Below are 13,248 nucleotides of genomic sequence, written 5' to 3' on the forward strand. Positions count from 1 at the left end.
TGTGAATCTAAAAATGCCTCTTTGAGCAGAAGTACCAAAGGTTAGTAGGGCGATCGCTAAAGTCTCTTCCTAGTAATCCTGCAATTACTGATTTAAAGCAACAAATTTAAAAGCACGAGTGTCAGTTTGTCGCTCGTGAATCTACAGTAGAAGATATTTTTTTAATACTACAAAGCTTCTCTCAGTCCGGCTTCTGGGAATCTCTATCTGACTCTAAGTTTAAATTTTTCTTCTTACGCTTTTTTTTAGCCGTTACCTTCAATGGTGTAGGAGATGTGTCTGTAATTGTACGAGAGGCTTCCAATTCCTTTTCGTGTAACTTTTTACCGTAGATAACCGCATCGTCGTAAATTTTTTGCCAAATATTTTTATTTTCATTTGCTGTCATTGCATTTACCTGAAGCGTATTTTTTTCACTGGTTTGATTCATAAGGAAGGCAGTATTATCATGCTGCTTAATAATCTCGATTATTTCATCATGGCTCAATTCCTCAATCGGCTTGTTTAATGTGTTTGCAGCCTGTTTTATAGCTTCAAAGTTACAGACCATAAACTCTGCTACCGATTTAAGTTGTTCGTTGTTCCAAGGCAGAGAATTGATTTTCTCTAACGCTGGTGATAGCTTAATTTCTTCATACATAAAATTATTTTTTTTAATACCTGGTCTTATCTTAATTCGCTTTCGGGTACATCCGGGTCAATACTCTACCTACAGAAGTACCAGACCACGCCTTACCTTGCTTGGATTTGTACCCATTCTTAGTTAAGTATTCTGCGATCGCTCGTTGGCTCTTGCCCGACTTGTGATGCCTGCGGATAATCTCGATCACCTTTTGTTCTTCATCATCAATCACTAGGTTTTTGTTCTCAGCCTTAGATCCAAACTTCGGTGCGCCACCATTAGCATATTCAGAGGTCTTAGCCCGTGCCTTCCGCCCATCGCCAGTACGTTTATTGATTTGGTCTTTTTCAAACTCGGCAAACACCGAAAGAACGCCGAGCATCATCTTGCCCGTAGCGGTTGAGGTATCAATATTGTTTTCAACAATAATTAGTGCTTTATTTTGAGGGGCAATAATATTATCAAAAAAAGACAGTACATCGCTGGCCCGGCGGCCTAAGCGGTCTGGCTTAATAACGATTAACCCATCTATTCCCTCAGTTTGGAGATGGGCGACGGTTTTTTGAAACTCAGGGCGATTATCTGCCCTTCCCCCAGATTTTACTTCTCTGTATATGTGAATCAATTCATGCCCTAATGCTTGGCAGTATGCATTAATCCGTGATACTTGCTCATCCAAACTGGTGTTATCCTCTTGCCCAGCGCTGCTAACTCGGATGTATCCTACCAGTTTCATCTAAAACTCCTTCTGTTAATGCATTTGACTACTTTTAAATGATACAATACTTTTAACTTTTGTGCCAATAAAATAGCTATAAACATTACTATATAAGCTTTATAAGCAATATAGGTTATAAAATTCGCCCTACTGTAGGTCTAACATAGAGCCTCATTGTACAAATACCTTCTTTCCATAGAGTTAAGTCTATTTAACTGGCTACAAACTGGCACATATCGAGAAACACCCGCATAAATCACTAATCAGAGTGCGGTTACTCTATGGATAAAGACTGATAAGCCAAAGCTAGCAATAGCCCGTCTAAGCAATAAGCCCAACTGATGCATAAGCTAAATCTTAAACTCATAGCTTAAATACTAGCTCTGGCTTATGTCTGCATAAACAAAAAAAATAACCGCATCCCAATCAATAGGACGCGGTTATTTTAGACAGGGTTAATTTAATATCCTCACGCCCAATTCGATCGGGTAGCTCACGCCTTTTGGTGAGGCAGTTTTATATCGTTTAAAACTCACCAGTAAAAACTGGTTTGAAAATTCTACGGCTATTTACAGGGTGGTTGAAATGCTAAGTCTACCAACAGTAACGTACACTGTCAGACGCTCGTTTTACTTTACGTGGTGTACGAGAAAGTGACGGAATCGACTTGTTTAACGTGGACGTTCATTAACACGTGAGCGTTAGATATGTTGTGACCTCATCGTTGATTCCCCGTTCGTAGCGTAGGAAACTGGAGTTACCTTTCGGTTCCCTCCCTCACCGCTCATATATACAATATATACTATTTATATACAGTTGTCTATACTAGTTGCATACAAATTATCTATATAGCGTTCTATACAAAATCAGAAATTCTTATATACAATTTATATACAAAGAATGCTATGCTAGACGGCGTATATAAAACGGTGTAAGTATGAGTAAATTAGCAACTTTTCGTATAGACGATGAAGACTGGCAGAAATTTCAGGAACTAGCCAAGACTCAAGGTACATCGGCATCAGCCTTACTGGTTAATTTTATCCGTAGCTCTATCACTTCTCCAGAAGTGACAAAGCGCCAAGAGAGCGGTGATGTGGAGAGCGCTATACAAGCCAAGCTAGCAAGTATAGACGAACGTATAGAAAATGCTGTACAGCTAAAATTAGCTGATGTAGATCGGCGTATAGAAAGCGCTATACAAGAAAAGTTGGTAGCCTGAGCAGGACTCAGGCAGATTATGAGGCAATCCGCGATCGCGTCCTAGCTGGGTGGAAATTAGCTAAGAGAGCAGAAACTAAAGAACGGATTGCACTGGCTATCGACAACTTTATCGCTGAGTTGAAAGCGCTTGAGGGGTAGGGGGGGGTCGAGAGGAACCGACCCCTTTTAAAAGGCACGGGGGGTACTTTTGCGTCACTCCCAAAAGCTCAAATTCATCCCAAAACCAAAGCCCTCTCTATCTTGCTTATGAAGGCTGATAGAGAGGGCTTTGGTTAATACTATTAGTATAACACTTTTAAGAGGGGTATCCCCAGAAGAGGGGGGGGTGTTTATATAAGGGGCGACCCCCAAAAAAAATTTTAAAAATTATTTCTGATTTGGTCTTTTTGGTAATAGCTTAGGAGTTTTACTTAAGAACGCCTTAACTCGGTCTGGGTCTTTGATATAGCCTTTAAAAAAGACTGCTGGGCCATCCCACAATTCCCCTGGCCAGAATTTGAAATCATCGCAGACACCGAGGCGAGGCGTTTTGTTATCCCAACGATCAATGTCTCCTAACTTCTGTCTTTGGAAGAAATCTAACTCGATCTCTGCCTCTTGATTGACGATAGTATTTAAGTCTTCTTCTGTTATTTCTCTATCCTCTGTCCAGGAAACAATAAACAAATCGGTTTCTAATTTTTTTGTGGCGCTTTTCATGCTAAAATTACCTTGGTGAGAACTACTAACTACTATTAATTACTATTGTAATACACCGGCATTTTTAATACAAATGTCGGTGTATTTTTGCGTTATTGACTAAGGTTGAAGACTCAGGAACACTCTGGAACAGGGAACTGGAACAGACTCAGGAACAGACTCAGGAACAAGGAACAGGAACGGCTAGGAACATTGTTCCTGCGTTGTTCCTGAGCGTTCCAGCCCAGTCTCTAGCGGTTGTTCCTGTTCCAGTTCCATGTTCCAGATTAGTTGGCTAGGGTATACCCAGCCTCGCTATCTCCTTCAATTAATTCTTTACTGATTAGCTCATCAATTCCACTTTTGACAGTGGCACTAGCGGGCGTTTCGTCCCATTTTCTAGATTTACGAATCGCATCAAACTTAATTGGAGGATTGCCAGCTTTTATAATCTCCAAGACTATGCTAGCTGTACGTGAGGTTTGATGGGTAATAGTTCTTTCTGCTGACGAAAGCGTTAATAAATATTCAAGCATCATCTGGGTTTCTACTTGACTTGGTTGTTGTGTTGGTTGTGGTGGGTTATTAGTCATTGAATCTGGTGTAACTTCTGTTCTGTAAGTTTGATACTCTGCGTAAATCGAATCTGGCACTATGCCTAGAACCCAATTGTTATTGTTAGCTAAAATTATTGGCTCATTGCCAGAGTCTAGTGCATCAAGCGCGGCTTTAAGCTCTGCCCGTTTTGCTGCATTGCTAATAAGATGCGCGTTACTTAAGGACATCTCTAAAAATTCGCGCTTGTTGTTTTTGGCGAGAAAAATAATATCCCCAACGCTCCGAGAATCACGCGAACCGCAGAATGGTAAGGTATCTATATTTGGGGAATGTGAAGAAACCCAGAGACATAAATTATATTCGCGTCCGACCAACCAAGCCTCATTTAGCGTTGCATGAAAATGCCCAGCTAAAGGCACTAAACCCACTTCTTTTTTGTCGCTTAAAGCGTAAGTGCTAGGCTCGATCCAAACGCCTTTAACCGCATTGTCTAACAACAAATTCATGGTGAGAAAGTCATCCAGGAATACTCGCGTTATCTTTCCTTCTCTCATTCCTGCATCAATGAATTTGATAACGGCTACGGCAGCAGCTATTGGATCGTGCTTCACACAAATCGCTGTGGTAGCGAATCGCTTAAAGAACAAAAGATCAGACTGTTTGACCACTACGGCAAGAGATTGGAAGCGATCGCCATACTTTGATCTAAGTCTGCCCCAGGCCGTACCCAGGAATGTTGTTTTACCTGCTCCAGGGGACGCAATAATCACGCAACCGCCCAAAGCCCTATCGTTGGCTGGGGTTACGAGCGAATCTAAAACTTTTAGCGCAACTTGATGCCAGTTTGGTGTTCCTGTGGGTGTGGGTGGTGGTGTCTGTGGTGATTGGAGTACCGTTATAGCCTCGGACTGGGGCGGGGTTTGGTGTTGAATTACAGTAGGCGCAGCAGTAACAGCAAGATTGTTGCATTTCTCCAGCAACTCAACACGGGTCAAATGTAATCGGTCTGCACAATAATCCACCGCAACAGCTAAGGCGTTCTTACCATCGTTTCTAATCAACTTTCCTTGATGGTTAATACTGCCCTTGCTGGCACTCACTAAACTTTCTAGAAATAGCTCATACCCAGCGATATGCCAGAGTTTTGACCAATCCTTAGCAGGAGAGGAGTTTAGAGCCAGGGCATAGCGTTTTAGTTTGGGGATTTCTTGGGATAATTTCTGATTGTGAAGGCAAGATCCAGCGATTACCGCCAGTGCAGAACTAACAGATGTAAAGCCTATTGCTGCGGCTAAAAGCGGATTTAAAACGCTCATGCCAGCAAGACTTAGGCAACCACTGAAGCCAGAGAATATCGAAATCGCATACAAATGCGTAGTTTGATTCTCGGAATTGCATTCTAGTGCCTCAAGCTCATGTTGAAAACGCTGAATTAAGGCTGTTTTACTGCCCAAGCTCTCAAAGTCTTGGTCTTGGATGTGAGCATTAAATAATATTTTTAGCGAATCGTTGGGTAAAGACTTAGATACATTTGATAACATGGGTAATAACTCCTATAGTTAAAGCCCACACAAAGCGTCAATCTTTGCGTGGGCTAATTTTGTTTTTAGTTGAAGCTAACGTGGTCTTTCTCTGGCTCTGCGTCATCCATTGTTGATGAGACTTCACCAAGCACAGAGATCATGGACGAAACGAGTTTTAAGGTAAGCTCTGGCAGAATCAAGCTAATCGCCGCAGTGGCTATAGCAAAGAACTCCAGCCCAGTGCCTAAAACGGCATAACTCAACACCAAGGCAGTCTCTACGGCGAAAGAAACTAAGCGGGTTTTCTTTAGACTGGAGTGTTTAATACTGTTCCAGTTTTCATCTATGGATTGGGGTGTAGAATCATGCTCTAGCCCATCTACTTCTATGCCCATTTTGGCGTAGGCTATTGCCCACGAGCGTTTAATTTTGTACAGTTCAGGCGTTAACTGGAAAACGTTTATTCCCAATCCCAAGAGTAAACCGCAAGTGCCAGAGCCAACGCCCCACAATCCTTTCAGCCCAAGGAAACTACCTAACCAAACGCCGATTTGCGCCCATTGAGTAGCAGCGATCGCAGATACTAACAGAAACAGGCATAGACTGGCGATAATTCCTGCATTGGGATGCGTAAGCTGATCCGTGATTATCTTAAAGAAATAAATCACTAGCCGCAGAGATTCTTGAATCAGATGTGAAATGTGGCGCAAGACCTCTCTAAAGATAAAGAAAACTTTCTTGATAAACTTTGTAATCGCTTGCCCTTGTTGAGGTTTAGCGCTTCTTTCGGTTCTAGCTCTCATTAGTTATTCTCCTTTTTACGTTGCTGCCTGATCAATGAAATTTGACTGCGAACTTCCTTTCTGCTGTAGACCTGATCAACTACCAATTGACCATTGCTGTATGCGAGAAAGATGAATTGGTTTGTTTTTGGTGCGTAGATGCAAGACGTAGGCGAACGACCATCTTCTGACCCATTCAGGACAATTTGATCGCCAAGTTTGAATGGTTGGGGCTGCTTGGATTTCCAGCAAGTATCAGCCAAAACGTGTTTGCTAAGAACGCTCAAAGATTTAGCTCTTTCTGTGATTGCCGTGTCAGACTTTAGTCGGGCGTTGACCGTTGCGGTAGTCACGAAACCGAGGCACAAAATGTTTACGCCCAGGCCTACCCACAGCACGGGAGAAATTGGTATTTTCATCGCTGAAAACTTTGATGTTTGAGTTGGTTTACAATCGCATCGATTAGGCTAAGGTGGTCGTCAATGGGTAGCCGCTCATGGATGCCAATTTGTAGTTTACGAATGGTTTCGGCATTCCCTTGCAATGGTTCTGCGTGAATTAGATTGATGACCAAAGCGTTGAGAATGTGCAGTTTTTCTACTTTTGATAATTTTTCTAACTGACTGCCGTATTTGTTTTGAAGATGGTCTAAGAAGCTCCCATCACCTGGCGTTACAGCGCAAAAGTAGCCTATGGGTTTAGACATGGTTTAGAATCCTTGTATCCTGTTTAGTTTCAATGTTTTAGTTGATGCGATCGCCAAGATTAAGACCTTGGCGATTTGTTTTAGATTGCTTTTAGGCTGTCTGTTGATCTGCCCATTCTTCTAGTGATATGCCTGGGGTTAAGAGTTCTTCGGTTACCCAGTTGCGGTACGAATCAACCGAATCAAAGAAGTAGGAAACGCCGAGGGGGTCTGATATGTAGTAATCTCTTTCACCCTGGGAATACTCTAGATATTCCTGCTCATTCTCGAAGATTTCTGAGGGGAAATGGGGACAAACATAAACAAATCGATCTAGTGGATTAAGCAGTGCTACACCTGAAGTCATTCTTCTCTCTCCTCCCATCAAAACTTAGTTTTAGTTCTCGAAATTAAGCGACAAATGAACATGAATGAAGCGCGTATCATTAAGGGCTTTATCTAGCTCGTTACAAGCCTGAATTGCGTCTCCGATCATCGAATCTGGATGATAATCCAAGGCAATAAATTCGGGATGCTGCCGAATTTCTTCTAGTGCCGAACGTGCTTGATCAATTAGAAGATTTAGCGATTTTGTAGCCATAGCTTTGGTTTAGAGAAGTGATAACTGTACGTATTCTTTAGAAACCACAGACGCGCTGGTATGCAAACCTTCCACGTGGTAGCAACGCCGCGTTAAAGCTCTATGGTTTAGCTGTAATTGGGCTTTCTTCCTCTGCCCTGGTAATGGTTCAAAAATGTACTGTGGTGCGCGGATCGAATCTGTCTCAAATCTAAAAAGGTAGAGCGTCCCCTGGTGCTGGTAGACTTTTGAGCGTGATAGAAGCGTAGCGTCATGGACTAGGCTAAGATTATTCATGTTCATTTTTCTTTTGATGACTCTCAGCTAGAGGTGCAAACTCTTGCTGAGAGTGTTTTCTAGTGTTGCGGCTTCTTCCTTGTTGCCAGTGTCTTGTTTGTGGATGATTGGATCACCGCTCCAGTAGTGGCGAGGGCCGCCCCTAATCCAAAGAAATAGCGTGAGCCAAACTTTTGAGCGCCAAAATAGCCGATGCTACCGCCAACGATGATGACCGCTGCTAAGACTGTAAACGGGAAGGATTGGGGCTTTGGTGTGGATTTGGTCATGATTTTTTAGTTGCCATCGCTGCTAATTTATTGATGTTTGGCGCTTGTGCTTGAGGCGTAGGAGTGATTTGTACAGGCGTTGGCTGAGGAGTAGTTAGATACTCGAAAATCATTCTTTCTACGTATCCGGCTAATGCTTGAGGCGGGAGGTCATTAGGCAGGTTATAAACCTGCTTTAGTCGTTCCACGGCTGGGTAACTGAGGGTCAAGCGTTGAGACTTATACATCAGATTCACCCACTGTTACTTGGGTTAACAATTTCAGCCCGTTGGCGTTTATGAATTGAGGATCAGGCAGTAGCAAAACATTAAATTCTGCTAGCGCCTCTGCCATTCCCGGTAACTGTGCAGCACCACCCCAGGCGGTTAAATGTTTCGCTCTATCTAAGTAGCCAGCGCCAGATGCAAAGTTAGCGATTTGCTCAATTTTTAAGTTGAACCACTGAGAAAAACTTTGGTGATATTCTTCCTCGAAAGGCTTACCAGCTAAGGAGGAAACACCATAAACGAATTTGCCACGTTCTTTGAAGTCCTCAACGCCTTTGCGGATAAGGCTTATATCGTGTTGGGTATCGCGCATCAGACGATTAGCAGCCGTATTCCGCCTGTCCATCGTGTCTGCGATCGCCTGATATAGTTGACCGCTACCACCTTCGATTAAACTCCTTTCGATAATTGAGCCAGTGCCATCGAACACCGTAGCGATAACTGTAGAAGTTCCAAAGTCTAGCCCGATAGCGATTTCACTTTCGGCTAAATCAATAGAGGCTTTCTCATCGCCTGAGAATAGACAATAGGCAATACTGCCGTATCCTTCGGGGTAGACTTCGTTAAGCGTAATTTTGTAAGTCTTTTGGACTTTCGAGCGGCTAGCGTCGTTTCTCAGATGCTCGATTGTGTGAGTACCAGAGATATTACGGCGGATATCCTCTGCCCATTTGTCGGGGTTGTGTGAGGAAGTGGAGATGATTATCTCTGTATTGTCTGGTGTGTCGAGTACTGCCAAGTCTGCAAGGATGCTCTCTAGCGCGTATACAGCCTTCGCTTTTGTGTCTTCGTGCAGTTTCAAGTAGTTCTTAGGATCTTTGTTGATTGCAGCCGTTCCCCAGTAGTACTGACTATCGGCTAAATCTTTTCGAGAACCTTCTACATATCGCACCCAGCAACCATCTTTTGAGATTGTCTCGTGGTGTTTTACTGTCCGGTCTGCGACTTTAAGATACGCGGCGGGAAGGATTATTGATTTATCGCCGTAGATTCCCTTGCCGAATCCTGCGCCGGCATCCTTGCCAGAGATTAGAGTTGTCAAAGCCAGAAATTGGCTCTCTGGTTGCCGATTATTGGTTCCGAATAACGTTGCAGTCATTTTTTATTGATTGTTGGGTGTTTTTTGATTGTTTTATGGCTGCAACGCCAGAAGCATTGTTCTTGCTACCATCTAGGGCTTTACCACTCAATGAAGAGAATGTGCTATACCTAGAACTCACTGGAACCCTTCGGGCGGCTCAAACCACTGTATATAAAAGCTTCTGGCGCATGGGACGAAAACTCTAAAAATGTTTGGTCTTCGTTTTGGTTACTTGCCATTTTCTGGTTTTGCTAGAGCCAGAAAATGGTTTTGTGAAGCATTGGTTTACGGTTCCTTTGCTCCATGTTTTAACTGTACACGGTTAATGCACAGTATGTGTACACCATGTGGCACTGGCTTAACTGGCACAGTTTGTACACGGTTAATGCACTGTAGATGCCAAAATAGCTCAAAGGATATACATTTATAGGGATAAAAAATATGTTGGCAATGCCAGAAGTAATGTCTAGACCGAAGGGTAACGAGAAGCGGCTTGTAGTCTACGTTTCACAGGAAATTTTTGACGAACTTGATGCCTTGGCAACTAAGGAGGATAGATCAATCTCGAACTATACAAGAAACCTTATCTTGCAAGCATTAGAGAAGCTTAGAGGCGGTAAAAATGATTAAATCTCGCAAACCCGCACTGGCGTAAGCGTGAGTCACTTGCCTTGATATCTTGGCGTTGACGTGGCTAAAAAAAAGCGGAATTAAGTTAAAAATTTCTAGTAAAATTTATGGCTATAGTTCAGAAACGTATAAGAAGGATATGAAGGAACAACTAACGGCTGACCAAGAATTTAGCGAATTCATGCGAGGGCTTTTGCGCGAGTATACTAGAGCCAAGGAAGTGTCTACTGCCGAGGGAATAACACTTAAGGAAGCTTATATCAAGCTCGATCTCGAAAAACAACAATAGAAGATGCGATATAAAACAACGGATTCAAGTGTAAGATAACGAACATTTCAGAAAAGACAGCTATCATTCTGCTATTTGCCAAGCGCTTTCGCGCTAAATACTACTAGAAACATCCAGTTAACCCACTATCTCTAGCTCAGAATCCTATGCTATCATGGTTTAACTAGCGCCCAATGCCTACTAAAATATCTTAAAAAGATTAGAGTAGTTCCGGGAATCCCGCTGTGGCGGCATAGCCAAGTGGTAAGGCAGAGGTCTGCAAAACCTCCACCCCCGGTTCAAATCCGGGTGCCGCCTTTATTGATAAATAACTGTTACAGGGCTTTAAAGCCCTTTTTTAATGGTAGTTGTAGGGCTTGTTTCCAGAGCCTTCCAATATTTTTGGGGTAATTTTGGGTAGTTTTGGTAAAGAACTGGGGTAAAAATGGGGTAAAAATGTAAGGTAGAGGTTTTTACCCCAATAAGTATTTCTGGGGTAAAACTGGGGTAAAGTGGAAGGGTAAAGGTCTTTACCCCAGTTGATTACCCTTATGGAATCTCAAAAATCTCAAAGTATTGCCCGTCGGGGTTCAGTGCAGATTAAGAACTCTAACGGCAGCCTCCAATTAGTTTTTTCTCATCCTATTGTTACGCCGACGGGAGAGCTAAAAACCAAGCGTTTCTACCTTTCGACAAGGCACTACGATACAACTTTAGGAAGACATCAAGCATCGACTTTAGCGGCAACAATTCAGAGGGATATTGACTATGGAGAGTTTGATGCCAGTTTAGCTAAGTACAAACCAGCAGCTTCATTAAGCACCGTTAGCCCAATTACGCCAATTAGTCCTTCAGCTACGCCCCAATATGACTTGGGAGAATTATGGGAAAAATACGCTGAGTTTAAAAAACCACAGGTTAGTCCTTCTACTTATGCGGTTGACTACCGCAAGTATCGCAATCACATTGCTAAGTTACCAACTAAAACTTTAGATGATGCGATCGCAATTCGAGACTATTTACTTGCAAATCTCAGTGCTAATGCCGCCAAACGTACTTTGACAAATATAAATGCTTGCTGTGATTGGGCACTCAAGAGTCAGCTAATTGAATCAAATCCCTTTCAAAATATGGCAAAAGACATTCAGATGCCGAAGTCAGAATCAGCAGAATATGAAATTAATCCCTTTACTAAGGAAGAACGGGATAGCATAATTCAAGCATTTGAGGAGAGCAAACTCTACAACTACTATGCTCCTTTAGTAAAATTATTATTTTTTACTGGGTGCAGACCATCAGAAGCGATCGCTCTACAATGGAAGCATATCAGTGATAGATACATTACCTTTGAGCAAGCAATTACCATCAGTACTAAAGGGTTAGCTCTCAAAGATGGATTAAAAACCCAAAGCCAAAGACGTTTTCCGATTAATAATCAGCAACGTGAAATTTTAGACTCTATCAAACCTGAGAACTGTAACCCAGATGATTTTATCTTTAGAAGCAAGAAAGGCGGCATAGTAGACTTTGGAGATTTTCTCAATCATGCCTGGAAAGGTTACAAAAATCATCGTGGTACACATATAGATGGGATCGTAACTCAACTTGTAAAACAAGGTGTAGTAAGCGAATATCGCAAACCTTACCAATGCAGACACACTTTTATTACTCTTTGCCTGGAAGCTGATATTGATGCGAAGGATGTAGGAAGGTGGGTTGGTAACTCTCCAGAAATTATTTACAAGCATTACGCAGGTAATAAACGTAACCTACAAGTGCCAGAATTATAAATTTTTTGAATTAAAATATAGGCGATCGCCTAAAAAGCAATTGTATCAACAAAAAATACGGTGATCTAATAAAAGTAGCTTTTGCACCGAATGCTACCACTTATGATCACCTTGTTCATTAATTCTTACTACGACAGTATATATAGATGTATTTATTGCCCTGCCATCTGCTTTTAACGCTACAAAGTCGATTTGGCTTAAGTCGATGCGTTGACTGTGGGATTCCTAAATGACAAACTCTCCAGCAGTGATGGACAGATCCAACAGTTCCTCCACTTGTTCCATCACTTCGGACACATCAACTTCTGGTACTTCTGCTAGAATTTGGTCTTTGATTGCCTGCAAGTGGGCATTAATAGCACCCCGCCCCACTCCCTAAATCCTAAAGATGCAACTTGAATCCTGATAGCTTATTCTTTTGTTATCCAAATACTAAGGATGCTTTAGATGGTTGCCCAAATCCAAGAACTTGAAGCGCAGCACTGGGTTAAAACTCGTTCTTCCCTCGACCCTAGCGAATCGACTTTCCTGATTTGGAAAGGTAAAATTTATGCCTTTATCCCCGGCGAAAAAAGACAACTTCTGTTTAAGATCATGGGATTGAGCGTTAGCAGGTGTATTCCCACAGCAGAAGGTAGCTGGGATTTTACTTCTAGGGAACTAACTTACTACCTCAACCCAAAAACAGATGAAGTCTTATCCAAATGGGAGAATCCTTGGACAGGCGAGACAGTTCCGGTGATTCACGTTGCCAATAATCCAGTGCAAGGAAAGTTTGAGGGAAATTTCCCCGGACAAGTAGATGGTGACAGCACAACCTTCGTTTTTGATATATTTCCCTATTACCCCAATCCCCTAGCAGACGATCGCAAATTTGCCGAATATAGCCCTAATCCAATTTATCAGGCGGCGGAATTGTTTAAATTAACAGTGCCAACCGCAGATTTATTCAACCCAGCCCTTTCCTCAGTTTCCGAACTCAAACTGAGTTGGGATCGGATTGGTCAATGGCTTCCCTGGATGAAAATGGGCGATCGCCCCGGTCAACTGATCTATAGTGCTGTAGGTAGCAAAGTCAATGGTTTAACAGAACTACCCCCACTGCTGCAAGACGAAATTAATAACCGTATTCCTCTATATAAACAAGCCCCAAAAGAATTGATAGATGGAGAAGATATGACTTCCTGGTTATACTTCCAAAAGCATTTTCCAGCTTACTTGGCTGGTGAAATCTTTCCGCTTCCCCAAGCGGAAGAATTATAAGGGACTTCCAAATA

Annotated in this window: 19 protein-coding genes and 1 tRNA gene; 7 read left to right on the forward strand and 13 right to left on the reverse strand. The window is 42.4% G+C overall.

All coding sequences use genetic code 11. The features are described from left to right. Positions 1-181: 181 nt before the first annotated feature. Positions 182-640, reverse strand: a complete 459-nt coding sequence (locus HUN01_RS28585; RefSeq protein ID WP_181928996.1) for a hypothetical protein — start codon at positions 638-640, stop codon at positions 182-184. Between the two features lie 31 nt (positions 641-671). After that, positions 672-1,358, reverse strand: coding sequence for a recombinase family protein (locus tag HUN01_RS28590; protein WP_181928997.1), 687 nt, complete (start codon positions 1,356-1,358; stop codon positions 672-674). A gap of 919 nt (positions 1,359-2,277) precedes the next feature. On the opposite strand from HUN01_RS28590, the gene HUN01_RS28595 reads away from it, so the two are divergent. Next, a complete protein-coding gene (locus tag HUN01_RS28595) occupies positions 2,278-2,562 on the forward strand; it encodes a hypothetical protein (RefSeq protein WP_181928998.1) in 285 nt (94 codons plus the stop codon). Positions 2,563-2,930: 368 nt separating this feature from the next. On the opposite strand, the gene HUN01_RS28600 is transcribed toward HUN01_RS28595, so the two are convergent. The 10 genes from HUN01_RS28600 to HUN01_RS28645 all read right to left on the reverse strand — a co-directional run bounded on the left by HUN01_RS28600 (position 2,931) and on the right by HUN01_RS28645 (position 9,301). Beyond that, positions 2,931-3,263, reverse strand: a complete 333-nt coding sequence (locus tag HUN01_RS28600) for a hypothetical protein (RefSeq protein WP_181928999.1) — start codon at positions 3,261-3,263, stop codon at positions 2,931-2,933. Positions 3,264-3,529: 266 nt separating this feature from the next. Continuing rightward, positions 3,530-5,341 (reverse strand): hypothetical protein, encoded by a 1,812-nt coding sequence (locus HUN01_RS28605; RefSeq protein ID WP_181929000.1) that lies wholly within the window; start codon positions 5,339-5,341, stop codon positions 3,530-3,532. Between the two features lie 65 nt (positions 5,342-5,406). Continuing rightward, positions 5,407-6,126, reverse strand: a complete 720-nt coding sequence (locus HUN01_RS28610; protein ID WP_181929001.1) for a hypothetical protein — start codon at positions 6,124-6,126, stop codon at positions 5,407-5,409. Beyond that, positions 6,126-6,458, reverse strand: a complete 333-nt coding sequence (locus tag HUN01_RS28615) for a hypothetical protein (protein WP_181929002.1) — start codon at positions 6,456-6,458, stop codon at positions 6,126-6,128. Before HUN01_RS28615 ends, HUN01_RS28610 begins: the two co-directional genes overlap by 1 nt. Before the next feature lie 62 nt (positions 6,459-6,520). Further along, entirely contained in the window at positions 6,521-6,811 is a 291-nt protein-coding gene (locus tag HUN01_RS28620) for a hypothetical protein (protein ID WP_181929003.1), read from the reverse strand. A gap of 91 nt (positions 6,812-6,902) precedes the next feature. Then, entirely contained in the window at positions 6,903-7,157 is a 255-nt protein-coding gene (locus tag HUN01_RS28625) for a hypothetical protein (protein WP_181929004.1), read from the reverse strand. A 30-nt stretch (positions 7,158-7,187) separates the two neighbouring features. Beyond that, positions 7,188-7,391 (reverse strand): hypothetical protein, encoded by a 204-nt coding sequence (locus HUN01_RS28630; RefSeq protein WP_181929005.1) that lies wholly within the window; start codon positions 7,389-7,391, stop codon positions 7,188-7,190. A gap of 335 nt (positions 7,392-7,726) precedes the next feature. Further along, positions 7,727-7,936, reverse strand: coding sequence for a hypothetical protein (locus HUN01_RS28635; RefSeq protein WP_181929006.1), 210 nt, complete (start codon positions 7,934-7,936; stop codon positions 7,727-7,729). Continuing rightward, the gene (locus HUN01_RS28640; protein WP_181929007.1) at positions 7,933-8,163 is read right to left on the reverse strand and encodes a hypothetical protein; all 231 of its coding nucleotides are present in this window, start codon (positions 8,161-8,163) and stop codon (positions 7,933-7,935) included. The genes HUN01_RS28635 and HUN01_RS28640 overlap by 4 nt, the downstream gene beginning before the upstream one ends. Further along, on the reverse strand, positions 8,156-9,301 hold the full coding sequence (locus tag HUN01_RS28645) for a ParM/StbA family protein (RefSeq protein WP_181929008.1): 1,146 nt from the start codon (positions 9,299-9,301) through the stop codon (positions 8,156-8,158). Before HUN01_RS28645 ends, HUN01_RS28640 begins: the two co-directional genes overlap by 8 nt. A gap of 35 nt (positions 9,302-9,336) precedes the next feature. On the opposite strand from HUN01_RS28645, the gene HUN01_RS28650 reads away from it, so the two are divergent. The 5 genes from HUN01_RS28650 (at position 9,337) to HUN01_RS28675 (ending at position 11,971) form a co-directional block, all read left to right on the forward strand. Next, entirely contained in the window at positions 9,337-9,489 is a 153-nt protein-coding gene (locus HUN01_RS28650; RefSeq protein WP_181929009.1) for a hypothetical protein, read from the forward strand. A 235-nt stretch (positions 9,490-9,724) separates the two neighbouring features. Further along, positions 9,725-9,913 (forward strand): hypothetical protein, encoded by a 189-nt coding sequence (locus HUN01_RS28660; RefSeq protein WP_181929010.1) that lies wholly within the window; start codon positions 9,725-9,727, stop codon positions 9,911-9,913. A 139-nt stretch (positions 9,914-10,052) separates the two neighbouring features. Next, entirely contained in the window at positions 10,053-10,202 is a 150-nt protein-coding gene (locus tag HUN01_RS28665; protein WP_181929011.1) for a hypothetical protein, read from the forward strand. Positions 10,203-10,428: 226 nt separating this feature from the next. After that, positions 10,429-10,499, forward strand: a tRNA-Cys gene (locus HUN01_RS28670). A gap of 233 nt (positions 10,500-10,732) precedes the next feature. After that, positions 10,733-11,971 carry a tyrosine-type recombinase/integrase gene (locus tag HUN01_RS28675; RefSeq protein WP_181929012.1) on the forward strand — a complete coding sequence of 413 codons (1,239 nt, stop codon included), beginning with the start codon at positions 10,733-10,735 and terminating at the stop codon, positions 11,969-11,971. Positions 11,972-12,196: 225 nt separating this feature from the next. Here HUN01_RS28675 and HUN01_RS28680 read toward each other — a convergent pair whose 3' ends face one another. Beyond that, the gene (locus HUN01_RS28680) at positions 12,197-12,343 is read right to left on the reverse strand and encodes a hypothetical protein (RefSeq protein WP_181932959.1); all 147 of its coding nucleotides are present in this window, start codon (positions 12,341-12,343) and stop codon (positions 12,197-12,199) included. 75 nt (positions 12,344-12,418) lie between these two features. Here HUN01_RS28680 and HUN01_RS28685 point away from each other — a divergent pair, with 75 nt between their 5' ends. Continuing rightward, positions 12,419-13,234 (forward strand): DUF1838 domain-containing protein, encoded by an 816-nt coding sequence (locus HUN01_RS28685; protein WP_181929013.1) that lies wholly within the window; start codon positions 12,419-12,421, stop codon positions 13,232-13,234. Positions 13,235-13,248 lie beyond the last annotated feature (14 nt).

Origin of the sequence: Nostoc edaphicum CCNP1411, assembly GCF_014023275.1 — a bacterium.
Taxonomy (GTDB): Bacteria; Cyanobacteriota; Cyanobacteriia; order Cyanobacteriales; family Nostocaceae; genus Nostoc; species Nostoc edaphicum_A.

Coding starts and splice junctions, on each gene's coding strand:
- HUN01_RS28585 (WP_181928996.1), bottom strand. CDS start 640: ATGTATGAAGAAATTAAGCTATCACCAGCGTTAGAGAAAATCAATTCT.
- HUN01_RS28590 (WP_181928997.1), bottom strand. CDS start 1,358: ATGAAACTGGTAGGATACATCCGAGTTAGCAGCGCTGGGCAAGAGGAT.
- HUN01_RS28595 (WP_181928998.1), top strand. CDS start 2,278: ATGAGTAAATTAGCAACTTTTCGTATAGACGATGAAGACTGGCAGAAA.
- HUN01_RS28600 (WP_181928999.1), bottom strand. CDS start 3,263: ATGAAAAGCGCCACAAAAAAATTAGAAACCGATTTGTTTATTGTTTCC.
- HUN01_RS28605 (WP_181929000.1), bottom strand. CDS start 5,341: ATGTTATCAAATGTATCTAAGTCTTTACCCAACGATTCGCTAAAAATA.
- HUN01_RS28610 (WP_181929001.1), bottom strand. CDS start 6,126: ATGAGAGCTAGAACCGAAAGAAGCGCTAAACCTCAACAAGGGCAAGCG.
- HUN01_RS28620 (WP_181929003.1), bottom strand. CDS start 6,811: ATGTCTAAACCCATAGGCTACTTTTGCGCTGTAACGCCAGGTGATGGG.
- HUN01_RS28625 (WP_181929004.1), bottom strand. CDS start 7,157: ATGACTTCAGGTGTAGCACTGCTTAATCCACTAGATCGATTTGTTTAT.
- HUN01_RS28630 (WP_181929005.1), bottom strand. CDS start 7,391: ATGGCTACAAAATCGCTAAATCTTCTAATTGATCAAGCACGTTCGGCA.
- HUN01_RS28635 (WP_181929006.1), bottom strand. CDS start 7,936: ATGACCAAATCCACACCAAAGCCCCAATCCTTCCCGTTTACAGTCTTA.
- HUN01_RS28640 (WP_181929007.1), bottom strand. CDS start 8,163: ATGTATAAGTCTCAACGCTTGACCCTCAGTTACCCAGCCGTGGAACGA.
- HUN01_RS28645 (WP_181929008.1), bottom strand. CDS start 9,301: ATGACTGCAACGTTATTCGGAACCAATAATCGGCAACCAGAGAGCCAA.
- HUN01_RS28650 (WP_181929009.1), top strand. CDS start 9,337: ATGGCTGCAACGCCAGAAGCATTGTTCTTGCTACCATCTAGGGCTTTA.
- HUN01_RS28660 (WP_181929010.1), top strand. CDS start 9,725: ATGTTGGCAATGCCAGAAGTAATGTCTAGACCGAAGGGTAACGAGAAG.
- HUN01_RS28665 (WP_181929011.1), top strand. CDS start 10,053: ATGAAGGAACAACTAACGGCTGACCAAGAATTTAGCGAATTCATGCGA.
- HUN01_RS28675 (WP_181929012.1), top strand. CDS start 10,733: ATGGAATCTCAAAAATCTCAAAGTATTGCCCGTCGGGGTTCAGTGCAG.
- HUN01_RS28685 (WP_181929013.1), top strand. CDS start 12,419: ATGGTTGCCCAAATCCAAGAACTTGAAGCGCAGCACTGGGTTAAAACT.